18 protein-coding genes are annotated in these 19,052 nt (G+C 55.0%); 11 read left to right on the top strand and 7 right to left on the bottom strand.

Annotated elements, in window-relative coordinates:
* The first annotated feature begins 106 nt into the window (after positions 1-106).
* From HNV11_RS13970 to HNV11_RS13940, 7 genes are all read left to right on the top strand, one after another.
* A complete protein-coding gene (locus tag HNV11_RS13970; RefSeq protein WP_171740251.1) occupies positions 107-1,303 on the top strand; it encodes a helix-turn-helix domain-containing protein in 1,197 nt (398 codons plus the stop codon).
* 136 nt (positions 1,304-1,439) lie between these two features.
* Positions 1,440-1,949, top strand: coding sequence for a pyridoxamine 5'-phosphate oxidase family protein (locus tag HNV11_RS13965; protein ID WP_171740250.1), 510 nt, complete (start codon positions 1,440-1,442; stop codon positions 1,947-1,949).
* Between the two features lie 189 nt (positions 1,950-2,138).
* On the top strand, positions 2,139-2,936 hold the full coding sequence (gene truA, locus HNV11_RS13960) for a tRNA pseudouridine(38-40) synthase TruA (protein ID WP_171740249.1): 798 nt from the start codon (positions 2,139-2,141) through the stop codon (positions 2,934-2,936).
* A gap of 56 nt (positions 2,937-2,992) precedes the next feature.
* The gene (locus HNV11_RS13955) at positions 2,993-3,550 is read left to right on the top strand and encodes a nucleotidyltransferase family protein (RefSeq protein WP_240163976.1); all 558 of its coding nucleotides are present in this window, start codon (positions 2,993-2,995) and stop codon (positions 3,548-3,550) included.
* Between the two features lie 20 nt (positions 3,551-3,570).
* Complete coding sequence (locus tag HNV11_RS13950; protein ID WP_171740247.1) at positions 3,571-4,143, top strand: DinB family protein; 573 nt, start codon at positions 3,571-3,573, stop codon at positions 4,141-4,143.
* A 20-nt stretch (positions 4,144-4,163) separates the two neighbouring features.
* Complete coding sequence (locus HNV11_RS13945) at positions 4,164-6,485, top strand: glycoside hydrolase family 65 protein (protein ID WP_171740246.1); 2,322 nt, start codon at positions 4,164-4,166, stop codon at positions 6,483-6,485.
* A gap of 79 nt (positions 6,486-6,564) precedes the next feature.
* The gene (locus HNV11_RS13940) at positions 6,565-7,233 is read left to right on the top strand and encodes a class I SAM-dependent methyltransferase (RefSeq protein ID WP_171740245.1); all 669 of its coding nucleotides are present in this window, start codon (positions 6,565-6,567) and stop codon (positions 7,231-7,233) included.
* 8 nt (positions 7,234-7,241) lie between these two features.
* On the opposite strand, the gene HNV11_RS13935 is transcribed toward HNV11_RS13940, so the two are convergent.
* From HNV11_RS13935 to HNV11_RS13925, 3 genes are read right to left on the bottom strand one after another with little or no spacing between them, the layout of a single operon-like run.
* Entirely contained in the window at positions 7,242-7,976 is a 735-nt protein-coding gene (locus HNV11_RS13935; RefSeq protein ID WP_171740244.1) for a hypothetical protein, read from the bottom strand.
* A gap of 34 nt (positions 7,977-8,010) precedes the next feature.
* Entirely contained in the window at positions 8,011-9,120 is a 1,110-nt protein-coding gene (locus HNV11_RS13930; protein WP_171740243.1) for an AMP-binding protein, read from the bottom strand.
* The gene (locus tag HNV11_RS13925; RefSeq protein ID WP_171740242.1) at positions 9,117-9,587 is read right to left on the bottom strand and encodes a QcrA and Rieske domain-containing protein; all 471 of its coding nucleotides are present in this window, start codon (positions 9,585-9,587) and stop codon (positions 9,117-9,119) included. The genes HNV11_RS13930 and HNV11_RS13925 overlap by 4 nt, the downstream gene beginning before the upstream one ends.
* 114 nt (positions 9,588-9,701) lie before the next feature.
* Between HNV11_RS13925 and HNV11_RS13920 the strand changes: the two genes are divergently transcribed.
* Positions 9,702-10,160 (top strand): DUF2452 domain-containing protein, encoded by a 459-nt coding sequence (locus HNV11_RS13920; RefSeq protein WP_171740241.1) that lies wholly within the window; start codon positions 9,702-9,704, stop codon positions 10,158-10,160.
* A 72-nt stretch (positions 10,161-10,232) separates the two neighbouring features.
* Positions 10,233-11,057: a 1,4-dihydroxy-2-naphthoyl-CoA synthase gene (gene menB, locus HNV11_RS13915; RefSeq protein ID WP_171740240.1), complete on the top strand. Its 825-nt coding sequence runs from the start codon at positions 10,233-10,235 to the stop codon at positions 11,055-11,057.
* 75 nt (positions 11,058-11,132) lie between these two features.
* Here menB and lepB read toward each other — a convergent pair whose 3' ends face one another.
* Positions 11,133-12,308 (bottom strand): signal peptidase I, encoded by a 1,176-nt coding sequence (gene lepB / locus HNV11_RS13910; protein WP_171740239.1) that lies wholly within the window; start codon positions 12,306-12,308, stop codon positions 11,133-11,135.
* 327 nt (positions 12,309-12,635) lie between these two features.
* Here lepB and HNV11_RS13905 point away from each other — a divergent pair, with 327 nt between their 5' ends.
* Positions 12,636-13,946, top strand: coding sequence for an aminotransferase class V-fold PLP-dependent enzyme (locus tag HNV11_RS13905; protein WP_171740238.1), 1,311 nt, complete (start codon positions 12,636-12,638; stop codon positions 13,944-13,946).
* 59 nt (positions 13,947-14,005) lie between these two features.
* Positions 14,006-14,986 carry a Gfo/Idh/MocA family protein gene (locus HNV11_RS13900; RefSeq protein ID WP_171740237.1) on the top strand — a complete coding sequence of 327 codons (981 nt, stop codon included), beginning with the start codon at positions 14,006-14,008 and terminating at the stop codon, positions 14,984-14,986.
* A gap of 4 nt (positions 14,987-14,990) precedes the next feature.
* Here HNV11_RS13900 and HNV11_RS13895 read toward each other — a convergent pair whose 3' ends face one another.
* The 3 genes from HNV11_RS13895 to HNV11_RS13885 form a co-directional block, all read right to left on the bottom strand.
* A complete protein-coding gene (locus HNV11_RS13895; protein ID WP_171740236.1) occupies positions 14,991-16,076 on the bottom strand; it encodes a hypothetical protein in 1,086 nt (361 codons plus the stop codon).
* 7 nt (positions 16,077-16,083) lie between these two features.
* Positions 16,084-16,719, bottom strand: a complete 636-nt coding sequence (locus HNV11_RS13890) for an ABC transporter ATP-binding protein (RefSeq protein ID WP_171740235.1) — start codon at positions 16,717-16,719, stop codon at positions 16,084-16,086.
* A gap of 113 nt (positions 16,720-16,832) precedes the next feature.
* The gene (locus tag HNV11_RS13885) at positions 16,833-18,953 is read right to left on the bottom strand and encodes a TonB-dependent receptor (protein ID WP_171740234.1); all 2,121 of its coding nucleotides are present in this window, start codon (positions 18,951-18,953) and stop codon (positions 16,833-16,835) included.
* Positions 18,954-19,052: the final 99 nt, after the last annotated feature.

Genomic DNA, 19,052 nt, shown 5'->3' with positions numbered 1-19,052 from the left:
GTCAAAAGAATACGCTAAAAATACAAAATAATGACCAGAAAGGCCGGGGTTGGAATTTAAAAGGGGAATCGTCTATCTTAGCAAAACGTTAGTAAACCCAACCCGGATGACACTCGTCAGCGAAAATATCCGCTACCTGCGCAAGCTCAATGGATTGACTCAGGAGCAATTTTCCCGAAAAATAAACATAAAGCGTTCGCTGTTAGGCGCCTACGAAGAAGGTCGTGCTAATCCTAACCAGCAGAACATTCAGGCAATTGCTAAAGCGTTTAATACAACAGTCGAGCTGCTGACCCGGCAGGACCTGCGCAAACTGCGCGAAACGCCTAATCTGAGTATTCCACTGGGTCAGTCAACCCGAACGTCCAGTAATCGAAGTGAGGGAATACCCTCGTCTATTCGGTCGGATGGTGCGCTTGACCCGGATGATGACGATCCGTTTCAGCATCCCGACTTCCCGGATATTTTTGCGCAGCCCGAACCAAAAACGCCCGAGCCGCAGCCGCTGGCGTCGGTGTTGAACAAGTACTACCGAACTCAGGAAGAAACCCGGCCCGCACCCGCGCCACCGGTTATTACGTCTCCCGTGCGGCCAGCGGCCGAACGCGCCCAGGCCGTTGCTTTTCAGCCAGTTCCGGCCGATTCATCCGGCCGTTCGCCCGTTGATCGGTTGTTTGGGCAACCCGACGAGAATCGGCCGATAGCGTCACCATTGCCTGCGCCATCGCCCGGCCGGCGACCACCGGAACCGTTGACGTTCAATAATGTCTATGAAGGTTCCGGAGCCGTAGCGCACGCGAATCCATCCGTGCAGGCAATTGCGCCGACAATCCCGGTGGTTATGCAGGGGCAGTATGGTGAGTATATCCAGCGGTATCAGCAAACCGAATTTTTGCAACGGCTTCCCGCCATGCACCTGCCTACGCTGCCCGAAGGACATTACCGGGCATTCGAAGCTGGCGATGACTTCGCGTTTCCGAGTGCCTTGCTCGTGGGGCAGTTCGTTCGCAACTGGTTCGATATTGCCGATGGTAAAATGTATGTCCTGCTCACGCAGCGGGATCGGCCCGACGTGCCGGCAATCAGTTGCCGCCGGGTTTATAACCAGGTGAAAGTTAAAGGTAGTTTGCTACTGACGGCCGACCGCGCCGATATTCCAAACCGGGAAGTCGTGCTTAAAGATGTTCTGGAAGTATGGGAAGTGCGGGCGTTTGTCAGCCAGCAGCTTCCCCCGCCCGCGCCCAGCACCGACCGCCTGCGGCAACTCGTCGACGAACTGCGGTTCGAAGTTGAACGGCTCTAGGCAGCGGTGGATACATTCCCTGGATCAATGACCAAACAGGCAAGGGGCGTAGCATATTCAGATAAATTTTCTGCCTCTTTTTAAAAACTCTATTGCCTCGGTGGAGTTGTATTGTGCATAACAAACACCGAACCGTATGCAGGCGCAGCCTACCCTGAACGCAATGGAGCTGGACAAGCTCAGGGATAAGATCAAAGACATTCGGATTGCCATGCTGACTACGCAGGAGCCGGATGGGAACTTTCATACGCGCCCGATGGCCACCCACGAGATGGACCCCGACGGCACGATGTGGTTCTTTACGTATGACAATTCCCATAAGGTAGACGAAGTCCGGCAAAATAATCATGTCAGCGTAGCGTTCTCGGACCCGGGCAATGAAGTGTATGTGGTAACCACCGGCCTGGCCGAGGTGGTCAGGGATAAAGCAAAAATTGACGAACTGTGGTCTGATCTTCTGAAAACCTGGTTCCCCAATGGTAAAGACGATCCGCACGTCGCGCTGATGAAAGTGACCACGCACGCGGGCGAATACTGGGACCGGCCGGGTGGAACCATGGTGAAACTGTTCGAAATGGCTAAAGGCGCTATTACCGGCGATTCGGATAAATCAGGACGTAACGAAAAATTTGGTGAGAAACCCTGATTGATCCACTGGATGACTTTCAACGTTTCGTTCCTTTCTCTTTTGAATGGGGGCTTTGGTTTCGGGCGAATAGGCGTCTGAAAACTAAGGCCCCTTACCGTATGCGGACCCGGAACCAAACGGACTCATTGGTCAGGAATCCTTTCGGCAAGAAGGGCATCGGCGCTCAATTCGTACTTTTGCTCTGTTATGCGTTATTTTCTTCATTTAGCGTATCGGGGCACGAATTACCACGGCTGGCAGCGGCAGCCCAACGGCCTGAGCGTGCAGGAGGTGCTGGAAACCGCCCTGACGACCGTCTTACGTCAGCCGATTGCCATTGTGGGCAGCGGTCGAACCGATACGGGTGTCCACGCGGGCCAGCAGTTTGCTCATTTCGAAACCGATAGTCCGTTGCCAGCCAGCTTACTACGTTCGCTGAACAGTCTGATTCCCGGTGATATTGCCGTTTACGACTGCTTTCCGGTGCGGAACGATGACCACGCCCGGTACACGGCTACGTTCCGATACTACCAGTACCAGATCATTCGCCGGAAAGATCCGTTTCAGGATGGACTGGCGTATATCTTTACGTTGCCGCTGAATGTCGAACAGATGAACGGAGCCGCCCAGCGCTTACGTCAGCACACGGATTTTGAAAGCTTCAGTAAAGTGAAAACCGACGTGCGGACGTTCAACTGCCGGATTGATTTTGCCTATTGGGAGCAGCAGCCCAACGGCGATTTACGGTTTCATATCCGGGCCGACCGTTTCCTGCGGGGTATGGTGCGGGCCATCGTCGGGACGCTGCTGGACGTCGGTCAGGGACGACTGCACCCTGATGCATTTGAACGAATCATCGAAGCCAGGGACCGGAAACAGGCCAGGCGGGCGGCTCCGGCCGAAGGGCTGTCGCTGGTTGAAGTAGGGTACCCTGCCGAAGTGTTTGCGCATTGGCAGAACCCACCCGCTTTCCCGAATGTTCTTCTGGAAAATACGAACACGTAGATCCAAGTCTTTTGAAAATTGGAACGATCATATTAGCCGCCGGTGACTCCTCGCGCATGGGCGGTGAGCCGAAACAACTGATCACCTATAAAGGCCAGTCGCTCATCCGGCGTATTACAGAAAGTGCTCTTTCGCTACAGCGTGGGCCGGTTGTGGTGGTACTGGGTGCAAACCGGGAACGGATTCTGCCGGAGCTGGCCGGGCTGCACATCACGGTCGTTGATAATCCGAACTGGCCTACCGGACAGGCATCTTCGCTCAAAACCGGCCTGGCGGCCCTCTACATTACCCACAAAGACATCGACTCCGTACTGGTCCTTCATACCGATCAGCCGCTGGTATCGCTGGGGTTGCTGCTGCATATGCTCGAAGTGAACCAGGAAGAAGGCAAAGGCATTGTGGCCTGTCGGTACGATACGCAGATCAGCGTGCCGGCGCTCTTCGGCCGCCAGTACATCAATGAACTGTTGCAGCTTGAAGGCGATAAAGGTGTAAAGTGGGTAGTTGTGCGCCACCGCAACGATTGCTCGGAAGTACCCTTTGAAGCGGGCGCTATTGATTTGGATTCCAGGCGCGATGTTGAGATGTTTGCACAGGTACAACTGTCGGTATAAGGGCGGTTGTGTCCTGACTTATGGAGAAACTTGCCACTGCCCGCGACCTGCAGGATCGCATTACCGCGGTTCTGGATACGATTGAGCGCGAATTCGGCTCGTTGCCGGATGAAAAACTGCGCTGGAAGCCCGCGCCCGACCGGTGGAGCATTCTCGAATGTCTGCAGCATCTGAACCTGGCCGAGCGATATTATATCCGGAATATCCAACATAAAGTGGACAGTCTGGGTTTAATACAGACCAATCCCGTCGATCAGCCGCTTGAATCGGACTGGATTGGTCGGCTGATGCTGTACGCGATTGATCCGCAGGTAAAGATTAAACTGCCCGCTCCCGGTATGATACGGCCCCGCCGACCGGACGAGCTGAAACCAGCCGACGTAATAGCCCAGTTTCGCGAGTTGCAGACGCTTCTGCGCGATCTGCTGAACAAGGCCGTTTATCTGGACTGGAATGAACAGAAAGTGATGACGCTGTTTGGTAACTGGCTGAAACTCCGCCTGGGCGATTCCTTCCGGATGCTGGTGGCTCATACCGAACGGCATCTTGCACAGGCCATGCGCGTGAAAGCGGAAATGGCTACATTTGCCTGACTCACAATCTTTAATACTGAATGAAACAATACATTACCCTGGACCCCTGGTCAATTGTTGAAGACGGTTTCCACCGCCAATATAATGAGGTTACAGAAAGTCTGATGTCGCTCGGCAATGGCCGGATGGGCCAGCGCGGCAATTTTGAGGAGAAATTTTCGGGCCCAACCCTGCAGGGCAATTACGTGGCCGGCGTTTATTATCCTGATAAAACGCGCGTAGGCTGGTGGAAAAACGGCTACCCTGCCTATTTTGCCAAAGTACTCAATGCCGCCAACTGGATTGGTATTGACGTGGATATTGAATACGAATCGCTCGATTTAAACCAGTGCGAAGTGCGCGATTTCCGGCGCGTGCTGAACATGCAGGAGGGCTACCTCGAACGCTCGTTTGTGGCCGTCTTGAAGAGCGGCAAAATGGTGCAGGTGAGCGTCAAACGCTTCTGCTCGATTGTTGACGACGAGGCCGGCGCGATTCGGTACGCCATTACCCCGCTGAATTTCGACGCCAAAATCACCGTCACGCCCTACATCGACGGCGACATCCGCAACCGCGACGCGAACTATGACGAAACGTTCTGGGATGAGGTACGTAAGGAAACCGGCTATGGCGAGGCTTATATCGAGCTTCGTACCCGAAAAACCGGCTTCCACGTTGCTACGGGCATGGCCGTTGAAATTGAGCAGGACGGCGTAAAAATCGATTACCAGTCCCAGCCGATCAAGTACGAGAAATACGTGGCCAACCGCATGACGCTCGACTGTCAGCAGGGACAGGAAACGGCCATTTACAAATACGCAGTCAACCTGTCGTCGCTGAATTACGATCCGGACACGATCATCCAGGAAGCACGCAAAGCCATCCAGCACATTTCGCGCAAGGGATTCGACCGGATGCTGTTCGAGCAGAAGCAGGCCTGGGCCGATAAGTGGAAAATGAACGATATTGTCATTGCGGGCGATATTGCCGCTCAGCAGGGCATCCGGTTCAATATATTCCAGTTAAATCAGACCTATACCGGCGAAGACGAACGGCTGAACATTGGCCCCAAAGGGTTTACGGGCGAGAAATACGGTGGGTCAACGTACTGGGATACCGAAGCCTACTGCCTGCCGTTCTATCTGTCGACGGCCGACCAGAAAGTGGCCCGAAACCTGCTGGTGTATCGCTATAAGCAGCTTGGCAAAGCCATCGAAAACGCGCAGAAACTGGGCTTCCGGGCCGGGGCCGCGCTTTACCCGATGGTTACCATGAACGGCGAAGAATGTCATAACGAGTGGGAAATCACCTTCGAGGAAATCCACCGGAACGGCGCCATCGCCTACGCCATCTACGATTATGTTCGGTATACGGGCGACGAGCGGTATCTGGTCGAGTATGGTCTCGAAGTGCTCATTGCCATCAGTCGGTTCTGGAGCCAGCGGGTCAACTGGTCGAAGGTCAAGAAACAATACGTCATGCTCGGCGTAACGGGACCAAACGAGTACGAAAACAACGTAAACAACAACTGGTACACCAACTACATTGCCGCCTGGACGTTGCGGTACACCATCCAGGCCGTTGAGATTGTTAAAACGCTGGACCCGGAGAAATACGCTGAACTGATTGACCGGCTGCACTTCCGCGAGGATAAGGAAATCGAAAAAGCGCAGCATATTGTCGACAATATGTATTTGCCGCAGGACGAGGAACGAGGTATTTTCCTGCAGCAGGAGGGCTTTCTGGATAAAGACCTGATGACCGTTTCGGAGATTCCGAAGGGGCAGCGGCCCATTAACCAGAACTGGTCGTGGGACCGGATTCTTCGGTCGTGCTTTATCAAGCAGGCCGATGTACTGCAGGGGCTATACTTCTTCGAGGATGAGTTTGATACGGAGACCATGCGCCGGAATTATTCGTTCTACGAGCCCATGACCGTGCACGAGTCGTCGCTTTCGCCCTGCGTTCACTCGGTACAGGCGTCGAAGCTGGGTATGAAAGAAAAAGCCTACGAGATGTATCTGCGCACGGCCCGGCTCGACCTCGACGATTATAACAACGATACCGAAGACGGCTGTCACATTACGTCTATGGCGGGTACGTGGCTGGCGGTCATAAAAGGCTTCGGTGGGTTACGGGTCGAAAATGACCAACTCAGTCTGAGCCCCTATTGCCCGGACAACTGGCAGTCCCTGGCGTTTAAAATTCGCTTCCGGGGTGCCCTGCTGGAAATTACGACGACGCAGCAGGATATTCGGGTGCATAACTTTTCCAACTCACCGGTAACGATTCGGGTACACGGCGAGGACGTAACGGTAGCCGCCAAAAGCCAGAAATCGGTGATGACGCCGGTAGCGGCCTAAGTTTCCCGCGTTCCATAACCTGCATCAGTCAGGTTATGGAACGCATTTTCTTTGTCTCAATCTCTTCGTTCAGGGGTGTATGAAATCGTCCCCAACAACCGGCACCGACTTCGACTGGATTGCACCGGTTTACGACGCGCTGACGTTCCTGATTTTTGGACGTAAGCTGCATCAGGCGCAACTGGTTCACCTCGGTCAGATTAAAGCCGGAGCGCACGTGCTGATTGTTGGGGGAGGAACGGGGCGGCTGCTCGAAGCCGTTCTGGCGCACAACCCTGCCGGTTCTGGTCAGCCACCACTGAGCCGAATTCTTTACCTGGAATCGTCGGGGAAGATGCTGGCCCGCGCTAGTCAGCGAATGATTCGGAAAGCACAATCCGGGACAGTCGAATTCCGGTTGGGCGACCAGACCACACTGCGCTCCGATGAGCGTTTCGACGTCATTATGACGCCCTACGTGCTGGATTTATTCACCGAGTCAACGCTGAAAAATTCTCTGATTTCGCGACTTCGCAGCGCCCTTAAGCCCGGCGGCTGTTGGATCGTGACCGATTTCGTCCGGACAAACGTCTGGTGGCAGCAGGCGCTGGTGTGGGCGATGATCCGTTTTTTTCGACTGACGGCCAATATTGAAACCCGGCGGCTGGCCGACTGGCAGCGACTGCTGGCCGAGGCCCGGTTAAAACTGCAGACCCGCGAAAGGCGGGTAGCTGGTATGGTTACGGCGGAGGTTTGGGTTGACGAATGACGCCAGGTTCATAAGCCGCGTAACAGGCTTGTCAAAGATCGCAGTTCGCTAATGTCATGCCATTCGTCGGTGCCCAGATTGAGCCATTGACCGTCGTGTTTCGGGCGCTTGGTCTGCGCTTCATCGGGGTCGTAATCATGGTTATACACCTCCGTCATGATTCGTTGCAGAGCCGACCAGGGTAAGGTCTTCGAGCGATTCTGCTGATTCTGTACGGAGCGTACGTTGATCGTACGGTTGGCAAACGAAGCAGATAGCTGCAATTCCAGATTATGGCCATCCTGGCTTAGGTCGAGATACGTCAGTTCAAAGACCCGTTCGCGGCCTGCGGTTTCGTAAGCCGCCTGAATCAGTTCCTGCACCAGATATTGCCAGTCCTCTGCATTGGCTGGCCGACCCTGTTTAACGCCCTCTGTGGTTTCGATCCGGGCATCCCAATAGTCATCGTCTTCGCCAAGCTGATCTTCGCGGAAAGGCTGCAGCCTGGTTTTCTTCGCCAGTTCATCCACCGTCTGCTGCCAGGTCTGGGGTAGCTGCCCCGACCACGAAAAATCATCATCACGGCTATAACCCTCCGCAATCAGCTCATCGTCGTCAATGTCCTCGCGGTCGGGATAGGAAATAGCCAGGTCCACCTGCAACCGGCTATCCGCGACGGGCTTTAAGGTTAATGTATAGAAATAGGCGTAGGGCGCGGGCAACGACCGGGCCGTCTGGTAGCGGATTTCAAGGCGTTTGAACATAGACGGGCAAAGGTCGAAAGTCGGACGGCATAAATCAACTGGTATAACCCGCCAGGGTAGCCGTTCGGTCAATTTTGCCGGTTGGCGTTTCGGCAAAGCGTGGAACAGTAAGCCGCTCTTTAGGAACCGCGTATGGCCCCAGTTGCGCCCGGATTGCCTCCTGTACGTTGGCCCACGGAGCATCATCTATAGCCTTACCTTCGCTGACCAGCACAATTCGCTGGCCCAACCGTTTGTCAGGAAGACCCGCTACAAACAGGCGCGGTACGGGACCGAAGCTGGTCAGTACCGTTTCAATGAGCTGCTCGATCCGTTCGGGCTGCACCTTTACGCCCCCGCTGTTAATGATCCGGTCGGAGCGACCCAACAGCCGGAATCGCGTCGCGCTATCCGTAGGCGGATTCACCAGTTCAACGACATCGTTGGTCTGGATACGCTCAAAATTGGTGGCAGCCGACGTAATGTGTAGACACCCTCGTTCGTCCGTCCCCATTTCTACGCCGGGAAGGGCGGTAAATACGTCCGTGGCCGTCGGCCCGTTGAGCCGACGAAAGGCAATATGCGAGACGGTTTCGGTCATGCCGTAAGTGGCATACACCGGGGCTGTTAGGACCTGCAGAGCCTGTTCCAGGGCGGGGCTTGTGGCGGCTCCGCCCACCAGAATCGCTTTCATGCCGTTCAGGATAGGAATTTTTTCGGGCGTTTCCTCCAGAATGGTTTGCAGTTGCAGCGGAACCAGGGCCGAAAAGGCAAAAGGAGCCGAAAGTGAGCCAGATTTGGTTGGCCGAAAGTCAGCTAAGGGATTGCTGGTGGGTTCCAGGATGGTCATGGGCAGGCCAAGTTCCAGGCCGCGAACCAGCATCATGACCCCGGCTACGTAACGAATGTTCAGGCAGACCAGGGCAGTATCGCCCGGCAGCAGGCCAAGCGTCAGGCCGGTCAGGTGAGCGCTGGCCCGCATCTGCGCCCGCGTGAGGCTAATGGGTTTAGGCGTTCCGGTCGAGCCGGATGTATGGAGCGTAAAGGTTGTCTGTCCACTCAGCCACGCCCGGCAAAAGGCCAGCGCTTCGGCTTCGTAGGCAGTCAGTGAGGAAGCCGGGCCGCCAGACGGCCAATTCTCAGGAGCCGAGGGGTCCAGAATCATGGCATCGTCTGAATGCGCAGCGTACCGTTGGTCAGTGTTGCCACGGCATAGCGGATCAGGGGTTGGGAGGCCGGACCGGTTACCACTTTCCCGGTGATGTCGAAGCGCGACAGGTGCAGGGGGCAATAGAATTGATTCTCGGTGGGCTTATACACCAGCTGCGTTCCCTGATGGGTGCATTTAGCCGAAACGGCTACAAACTGGCCATCTTTTGTCTGGGCAATGATTATATTTTTGATGATGACGTAACCCCCCTTCAGCTTCAGGTTTTCATTGACCTTTTCATCCAGGTTAATGACAAAGTCAACGGCCTGTTCCGGACTGGGATTCGGATCACCGGCACCGTCGTTAGCGCAGCCCGCCATGCAGCGGGCAAGCAGAATCGTTCCGACGCTAGTGCCGACTAAGCGAAAAAACTCGTGGCGGGGCATTGTCGGACCGTCCGAGGCCGGAAGAATGGTTTCCATAGCGGTTTATTGTACTTTTGCGGTTAAGCACCGATTTGCTGGTGTAAATATGAGTCTTTTTTGTCATTCAACGACAGCGAACAAAGCCGTTCGTCGGGCAGTTACCCAAGAACGATGGAAGAAGCGAAAGTAGTTATTAACCCGATTTCGCCGGAGAAAGTTGCTGAAGAGCCTGGGTTGCTGGCCTATGCCCACACGGCGGGCGGAGCCGTCATTCGGCCCGAAGATAAAGGCAAGATTACCGGCCGGGCCGTATCGGCCATGCGCGAGCAAACCGACCTGCAGCTGAGCCAGCTTTACAGGCAGATGCAGCTGCTGGCCGAGCAGGCCACCGCCATCCGCCACCGCGTCGAAGTCTCGGAGCGGATTTATGCGGCCCAGATGAATTTCGAGCCGGTCGTTGGTCATACGTATTATTTTTATACCCGCAAAAATGGTACCGATGTTCTTTCGATGATCGGCCCAAACGAGTGGGGCCGCAAGTTTCCGTTTGAACGTTGCTTAGCTACGGTTCGTATGATGGCCGACCACACCTGGGACGTGCAGTATCACGATGTTTCACACAGCGAGTGAACGAGTGAAGGAGTGAATGAGCGATTCCGGTTTGTTCACTCTTTCGCTTTTTCGCTTTTTCACTCTTTAATCATGCAAAGCCAATACCCCTGGGAAGTTATTAAGGAATACAACGAGATTATTTTTTCCTATTACGAAGGGATCGCCAAAATCAGCATCAACCGACCGCACAAGCGGAATGCGTTCACGCCCCTGACAGTCAAAGAAATGTCGGAAGCTATGGAACTGGCCCGGCAGGACGAGCGCGTGGGCGTGGTGATTCTGACCGGCGAGGGGGGCGAAGCCTTCTGTTCGGGTGGCGATCAGTCGGTGCGGGGTCACGGCGGTTACGTTGGTGAAGATGCCGTACCGCGTCTGAACGTGCTAGATCTGCAAATGCAGATTCGGCGGATTCCAAAGCCGGTTGTGGCGATGGTGGCGGGCTACGCCATTGGTGGCGGGCACGTTCTGCACGTCGTCTGCGATCTGAGCATCGCGGCCGACAACGCCCGCTTTGGCCAGACCGGCCCCAAAGTTGGCTCCTTCGACGGAGGCTTCGGTGCCAGCTACCTGGCCCGGATCGTTGGTCAGAAGAAGGCCCGTGAGATCTGGTATCTCTGCGATCAGTATGATGCGCAGGAAGCCCTCGATATGGGGCTGGTGAACAAAGTTGTGCCGCTCGACCAACTGGAAGAAACAACCATTGCCTGGTGCCGGAAGATGCTCGAAAAAAGTCCGATTGCGTTACGTATGCTGAAGGCCTCGTTCAACGCCGAACTCGACGGGCAGGCGGGTATTCAGCAACTCGCCGGCGACGCGACGCTGCTGTATTACCTCTCCGAAGAAGCCAAAGAAGGTAAGGACGCCTTCCTGGAAAAGCGTAAACCGGATTTCAGCAAGTTTCCCAAGTTCCCGTAAGCGAGCCTGGGTTGCTGTAAAAATAAAGCCAGGGCGTAGTAGCTCTGGCTTTATTTTTACAGCAACTGGATCAAGTTACCTGACCACACTAAACAGGTGGCTCCAGCGGATTTTATGCCAGATGTCGGCGGGAACGGGATCAATCGACATCCACACAAACACCGCCTTACCAACGATGTGGTCTTCGGGAACGAATCCCCAAACTCGCGAATCCTCGGAGTTGTGTCGATTGTCGCCCATCATGAAGTAATAATCCTGCTTGAAGGTGTAGGACGTAATGGGCCGACCATCAATAGTCAGGCTGGTGGGTGTCAGGACGGGAATTTTATTGTCTTCGTAGCGTTGAATAACAGGCCCATAAACGGCCAGGGTTTCTTTGTTTATGGGCACGGTCATACCCTTTTTAGGAACCGTCAGCGGACCAAAATTGTCCAGATTCCAGTTGAACGCCGAACTGCCGTAAACGGATTGCCGCTCGCCAGGCCGGACCGTCATGCGTTCTACGTTCTTTACCCAATCAAATTTCTTGAACTGATCGATGGTAGCCTGGGTTGCATTGACCCGATACCCTACCAGCGTTGTCGTCTGGGTTAAGGCATTGAAGGACTCAAGGGGTTGCCAGTTGATAAACGGGCCTTCCGCTGACCCGTAATCGTTGACAATGCCGTATTTCCGGAAGAACCGCTCGTCAAGTATTTCCGTGGTTTCGACGAAGTAATTAGCCTCCGACTGGGGTGGCGCGGGCACTAGTTTTTCATTGACATATACCTGACCTAATCTGATCGTCACAACGTCGCCGGGAATCCCGATACACCGCTTGATGAAATTAGTTTTCAGATCGGTAGGGTAGGCTGGCTCGCCCGCCTTGGGTGGTGGATAATTAAAGACGACGACATCCCCGTTTTTAACGTTTGAAAAACCGGGCAGACGATAAGAAGGGAGCTGAATGGCCGTGCTGTAGGACGGGATGTTTGTGCCCCATATTTTCTGGTGGGTAAGCGGAACCTGCAAAGGTGTCCTAGGCGTTCGAGATCCGTAATGAAGCTTACTGACGAATAAATAATCCCCTACGAAGAGGCTGTTCTCCATAGAAGGAGTCGGAATGGCAAACGCTTCGAACGTAAAGAAGCGAATCAGGGTGGCGGCTACCACGGCAAACAGAACCGAATTGCCCCACTCTCTTAACGCTGATTTTTTTCGCTGACTACCTTCCTGATCCACTTTTTTCGTTGACCTGAACCGGGTTTTCATGGGCTGAAGCTGCTGGTTGACGAATCTGTTGGCAAAAGGTAAAAGGTTAGCAGATAGCCTACTTACATTTTTACACCGGCGGTTCTATACCACAATGAATAGTTGAGAGCTCCCTGAAAAGAAAGTGGGTGGGAATCTGATCGTCGGCTATTGCGACTATACGACCCGCAAAGCCATGATTACCAGACCAACTCGGGCAGTTGGAGTTTATGGACTAAAAGCTTCAGATGGGGCCTTAAACGGCTTAATCAGGGCGTAAAAGCTTGTTTTCTAAGCTGAAACGTGTAGTTTTACTCTGCATCGTTCCTCCTCACAACCTGATTCGCCATGACCAACCGCAGAACCTTCTTTCGGCAGGCCGCAGCCGCTGGCGCCCTGACCTTACCGCTATTTACCCCCGAAACGTATGCCAGCCCCATTACGCTAGCCGATGCTTCGCTAAAATCGCCGACCGAGTGGGCGCAGGACGAAGATTTCTGGGCGTGGGTAAAATCAGAGTACACCGTATCGCCGAACCTGCTGAACCTTAATAATGGCGGGGTTTGTCCGCAGCCGAAAGTGGTGCAGGACGCGCACATCCGATTCTATCAGTACGCCAACGAAGCGCCATCCTATTACATGTGGCGGATTCTGGATCAGGGCCGCGAAGCCCTGCGCAGCAAGCTGGCCGATCTGGCGGGTTGCTCGGCGGAAGAAATTGCCATCAACCGCAACGCCACCGAAGGGCTGAACACGGTCATTTTCGGACTGAATTTAAAAGCGGGCGACGAGGTAGTGCTGACCAAACAGGACTATCCGAACATGCTCAATGCCTGGAAACAGCGCGAAAAACGCGATGGCATCAAGCTGGTATATCTGAATCTCGAACTCCCCAGCGAAAACGAAGACGCGCTGGTAGAGCAGTACGTCAAAGCGTTTACGCCCCGCACGAAGGTGGTTCACGTTACCCACCTGATCAACTGGGTAGGGCAGGTCGTGCCGGTGCGGAAAATTGCCGATGAAGCCCACAAGCGGGGGATTGAGGTCATTGCTGACGGTGCGCATTCGTTTGCCTTGTTCGACTTCAAAATTCCTGACCTCGGCGCGGATTATTACGCGACCAGTCTGCACAAGTGGCTCTGTGCGCCGTTTGGCAGCGGCATGCTTTACATCCGCCAGCCCAAAATCAAAAATGTATGGGCATTATTGTCCAACAACGAACCCGACGGTCCCGACATCCGCAAGTTCGAGAGTCTGGGGACACGCTCGTTCGCTTCGGAAATGGCAATCGGTACAGCCGTTGATTTCCACAACAGCATCGGGTCGGCCCGCAAGTTCGCCCGGGCGCATTATCTGAAAAACTACTGGATGGAACGGGTCCGGGAAGTGCCAGGGGTTAAACTTCATACCTCGCTCAAGCCGGAGTTCGCCGGCGCGGTGGCCCTGTTTTCCATCGACGGCATGAAACCCGGTGAGATCGAAAGTCAGTTGCTTGGCCAGTACAAAATCCATACGTCGCCCATCGACTGGGAGAACATCCACGGCGTACGCGTAACGCCCCACATTTACCACACGCCCAAAGACCTCGACCGGCTGGTAACGGCCATTACGCAGATGGCCGAAAAGCAGGCTCTGGCGGGCAGGCAGAAAAAGAGCTGAGGGCGTTCAGTAGTAAGTTCCCACGTTGATCTTATCTGTCGAAACGACTAATTGACGGTATGGATCAACTCAAATGGGGAATTATTGGCTGTGGCGACGTAACGGAAGTAAAAAGCGGCCCGGCTTTCGGGAAAGTGCCGCATTCGTCATTAGTGGCCGTCATGCGCAGAGATGCCGAAAAGGCCGCTGATTATGCGCAACGACATCAGGTGCCGACCTGGTACGACGATGCCGATGCGCTGATTAATGACCCCGAAGTCAATGCCGTTTATATTGCTACACCCCCCGACAGCCATGCCGATTACGCAATTCGGGCGCTGCGCGCTGGAAAGCCGGTTTACGTCGAGAAGCCGATGGCGATGAATGCCACCGAGTGTGAAGCCATGAATCGGGTAAGCCGGGAAACTGGTGTGCCGCTGTTCGTGGCTTTTTATCGGCGTGCATTACCGTATTTTCTGAAGGTTAAAGAACTCGTTGACCAGCATGTTATTGGCGACATTCGCTACGTTCACGTTCAGATGAACTGGCAACCGGCAGACCGGGAACTTGGTAAAAGCCCACAGCCCAACTGGCGTGTGTTGCCGGTTGTTTCGGGCGGGGGTCTATTCCACGATTACGCTTCTCACCAGTTCGATTTTCTGCAGTTTATCCTCGGACCAATCAAGACCGCCCGGGGAATCTCCCGAAATCAGGCTGACTTGTATGCCGCAGATGATATCGTCGTGGCTAATTTCGAATTTGAGTCGGGCGTACTCGGTACAGGAAGCTGGTGTTTTACGGTCAATAATGAGCAGCGGATCGAGCAGACCCAACTGATTGGCTCCAGGGGTAAAATTACGTTCTCGTTTTTTGAAAATTTCCGAATCCAGGTCGATACCGAAACCGGCTCTGACGAATACCTGATTCCCATGCCGGAGCATGTGCAGCTGCCGCTTATTGAGCAGATTGTAAACGAACTGCGGGGCGAAGGAAAATGCCCAAGTACGGGCGAAACTGGCGCGCGGACCAGTGCTATTCTCGATCAGATTACGGCGCATTAATCGCTCAGGAGGCTGGGGTTTCCTGCCCGCGCCGACGAAACTCATAATGCCAGTTTCCAACTGCCCCCAGCCAGCCCAACGTTAGCCACGCACCGACGGGCAGTCCGTACATGATGAGCAGCAGGCCAATAATAAAGCTCGCCACAATGCCCGTCAACCAGCGTTCGGGCAGGATGTCTCGGCCGTTAGCAAGACTATGCATGAGCAGTAACCAGCCCCAGCCGGTCAGCCAGAGCCAGACAACGTAATCCGGACGAATAGCGTCTGGGCAGTTACGTAGTAAAATCAGCAGCTCCGGTAACCAGATCAGTCCGTAGGTGAAGGCGTACCGGCTCAGCCGTTGCCACCATGCGAGTGGCAGATTCGGGAGAAGCAACAGGTACTGACGCTCGAAGGCGCTTAGCTGTCCGCCGACCTGCGAATGCCCCAGTCCAGCCAGCAGGAGACCAATGAGCAGCAGCCGCTGGTCGTAATCATCGGTGGGAAAGAGTCGGCAAACGCCCGCTAGCAGCAGACCCGAAAAGGCTTTTGTGAGTACGAAGGACAGCGGCTCATGCCGTAGCCAGTAGGCCGGGAAGAATAGCTCATACGGCAGACGAACGTTCAACCGGGGAAGTTGCCGGGTGTCGGGGCCGGGATTGCGTAGTCGAAAATCCGTTGACCAGGCACTTACGCATACGAAAACCAGCAGGGCAAATCCGATAGCAAGTACCGGACCGAACGCTTTATGCTGGACGCCCCTGATCACAATCCAGGTTGCGTAAGCAATCATGGGTAGAAGTTGGGCCGTATGAATCACCAGCCACATCGCCCCACGAACCGGGTTGGGCATAAGCCAGAATGTCTGCAAAAACAGGTGTTCCGGTTCAGTAAGGACCTGCCGGTTGAAGGCGCTCACGTTCAGCGTATACAGGCCCCATAGCAGCAGAACAAGCGCCAGAAGAAAAGGCGAACCCAGAATAGCCAGAATCAAGGCTTCGTGTTCCCGGGTGCTCAAAAAGCCGAACGCCAGCAGAATGATGAACAGAAACGTACCCGCATTCTGCACATAGAACCGGCTCACAAAAATTCGGAAGAGGATAGCCAGCATTTGCAGATCAGGTTACGGGGCTAATTTGACCGTCGCTAACCTGCCAGGTGCTGGTCAGCGATAGGCCCGTCAGGCTAACGTCCTGGTGTGAGGTCAGACAAAACGATACGTTCTCTTCATCGCGGAGCCGCCGGACGTAATCGAACAGTCGGGTGGCTGTCGTTACGTCTAGGGTCGTCAGGGGTTCGTCCAGTAGCACCAGCCGGGGCCTGCCAAGCAGCGCGAGCAGCAGCGATAATTTCTTGAGCATACCGCTCGAAAACGTCCCGGTCGGTTGTGTCCAGAAGTTTCCGACCCCCAGCACGTCAGTCAGTTCGTCGACCTGCCCCGCCGGATTACGTTTGGCGCGGCCGACAAATCCGGCCAGATCACGGGGCGTCAGAAAAGGCGGGTAAAGCGGCTCGGCTTCGGCGTAATTGACCCGTAGCCGATACGCAACCGGATCGCGGTTGATTTCATACTGGCCGTCCAGCCGTATTTCGCCCGAAAAGGGCAGCAAACCCGCGACCGTACGGAAAAAGGTGGTCTTGCCCGAGCCGTTGCCACCCCGGAAGTAATGAACCCCTATTGGCAGCTGTAAATCCGATATGGTCAGAACGGTACGTCCGTTATAGGCTTTAGTCAGGTTCGAAACAGTCAGCAAGCGGATAGGGGTTGGTTAGCGGCAAAAATAGCGATTGTTTGAGCTGACCTGGACGCTTCCGTCAGCCATGAAAACCGCTCCTCATAAGCCCCATAAAGTCTGATCCAATCAACTCACCACTTGGCGCTAATCCGGATTCCGCCGATGCCATTACGGGTCGGGGAGGCATTATAATAGCGGTTACCCACGGCGTTCAGGTCGTAGCCGAGCGAATAGGTCTGGTTTAGCAGGTTGTCGCCACTGGCGTACACATCCAGCGTCCAGTGCTGCCCAAAGGGTCGGCGGAAACCCAGCGTGGCCTGCAGTAAACGCGTCGGCAGGGCGCTAACCGTGTTGGCGTCGTTGAGCGGGAACGGGTTCAGGAACTGGTACGTCAGGTGAGCGTAAAGGCCCGGTCGTGTTTCGGCATCCAGACCCGTTACGAGCGTAGCCGGTGCGACTCCCGGCACCCGATTGTTGGACAGATCACTGGTTCCCTGGATGTAATCCCGGAAGCGGTAATCCGTCAGGGTCAGGCTGTGCCAGATGCGCAGAAGGGAGAGAAACCCGCGTTCGGTGGCAGAAAGAAAAGTCGGGCGGACAAAGTCATACGAAAACTGCGCTTCCAGGCCGCGCTGATCTGTCCGACCCGCGTTGATGAAATATTCGGCCCCGGCTTCGTTCGAGCGTCGGACGATAGTCTGGCGGAGCGCAAACTGATACACCGCCACATCATACCGTAGTCGGCTCTGGATGGCCGAACCGCGTAAGCCCGCTTCGTAACTCGTGCCCCGCTCGGGGTTGAGCGTTGTACTGAATCCCCCCGCCGATGGCCGAACTTCCTGACTCGATGGCGCTGAATAGCCCGTGCTGATGCTGACAAAGCCCGAAACGTTCGGCCCGAACGTACGCAGCAACGCCAGCCGTGGTAACCAGACCGGCGAAAAATTGCGCGTCAGCAATGTGGCCGGTAAAGCGCCAATAGCCCGCGTCGGGAAGCGCGTAAATCCGTAACGAACGTCGTTACGGCTGAGCCCTGCTGTTAGTCTAAACCGGGCGGGAAGCTGCATTTCGGCCTGCGCAAAAACCGTAGACTGGCGGGCAATGAGTTCTTCGTCGGTCTGGATGGTATCGGCTGTGCCGAGACGGTTACCAAAGTTCCGAACAATAGTAAAGTTACGTAGTAGCTCGGCGCCAACCGTAAAGGTCGTGGGCAGCGGACCATTTGGCAGGCGAATCTGGGTAACGGTTCGGCCACCCATGCCCTGATCGGTGCGCTTTTCGTAGTTCGTGATAAACGGGTTGGCAAAGTCGGTTGTTGAGCCGTAAAGAACCGTCGTATTCTGGATGCGGTCATTCCAGCGATATTCATGCGACAGACCGAGATAGCCAACTTTCTGATAGATACCCGCCCGCTGTTCGGCGCTGCTGGGGAGTGTTCGGGTAGCCAGACGCGACGCGCGGGGGTTGACCTGGAATTGTGCCTGGGTCAGTCCGCCCGGTGTCTGGTAGTGCAGGTCTGAGTAGAGGCCCAGTACCGAAACCGTGCGTTTGTCGCTGACGTTGAACGACCCGATCAGGCTGATGTTGTCCCGTACCAGAGCACTGTGGTTTCGATAACCGTCGCTTTGCAGATGGTTGTAATTGAGCGTGATGGCCGAGTTGTTCTTGCCGGTCTGCACCACTACGCCATTACCCAGCAGGCCGTAACTGCCGCCTAAAGCCGATACCTCTACGTTCGATTGTCCCTGCGGAACCGCCAGTCCACTAAACAGAATCGTGCCACCCGTTCCGGCTCCGTACAAACTTCCCGATGGCCCTTTGATCACTTCGATCCGGCCCAGTGCCCGAACGTCCAGCGCGTTGAGTGGCGTGTTGCCGCCCGCATCGGTCAGCGGCAACTCGTTCCAGTAGGCCTTTACGTTCCGCACACCAAATGGCGACCGGATCGCGCTGCCCCGGATGGCCAGCCGGTAACTGCCCGGTGAGCGCTCGTCGGCCCGAACGCCGGGAAGCGTGTTGAGTGCTGGAACAAGGGTAGGGGTGCCGAAGCGCTGGTTTAGATCCCGGCGCGTCAGCAGACCCACCGAAGCTGCCGTTTCGAGCAGTCGTCGGTTGGTGGCATAACCCCGCACCACCACTTCATTCAGTTGGAGCGTATCGTCGAGAGAAGAGGGGGTAGGCGTCTGGGCAAAGAGCGAATAGGTACCTAGAAAAGCGAAAAGAAAAGCGGACTGTGGGAGACGTTTGAGCATAGGAAGTCAGGAATTCTATGCAAAAGTAGGTCATTGTCTATCCTGAACGAATAAATTTCGATAATGATGATAAAATTTTGAAAAGTGTAAGTATCTGGC

Origin of the sequence: Spirosoma taeanense, assembly GCF_013127955.1 — a bacterium.
In the GTDB taxonomy this organism is placed as follows: Bacteria; Bacteroidota; Bacteroidia; order Cytophagales; family Spirosomataceae; genus Spirosoma; species Spirosoma taeanense.
Note: the sequence above shows the minus strand (reverse complement) of the source record. Positions and strands in the feature narration are given on the sequence as shown.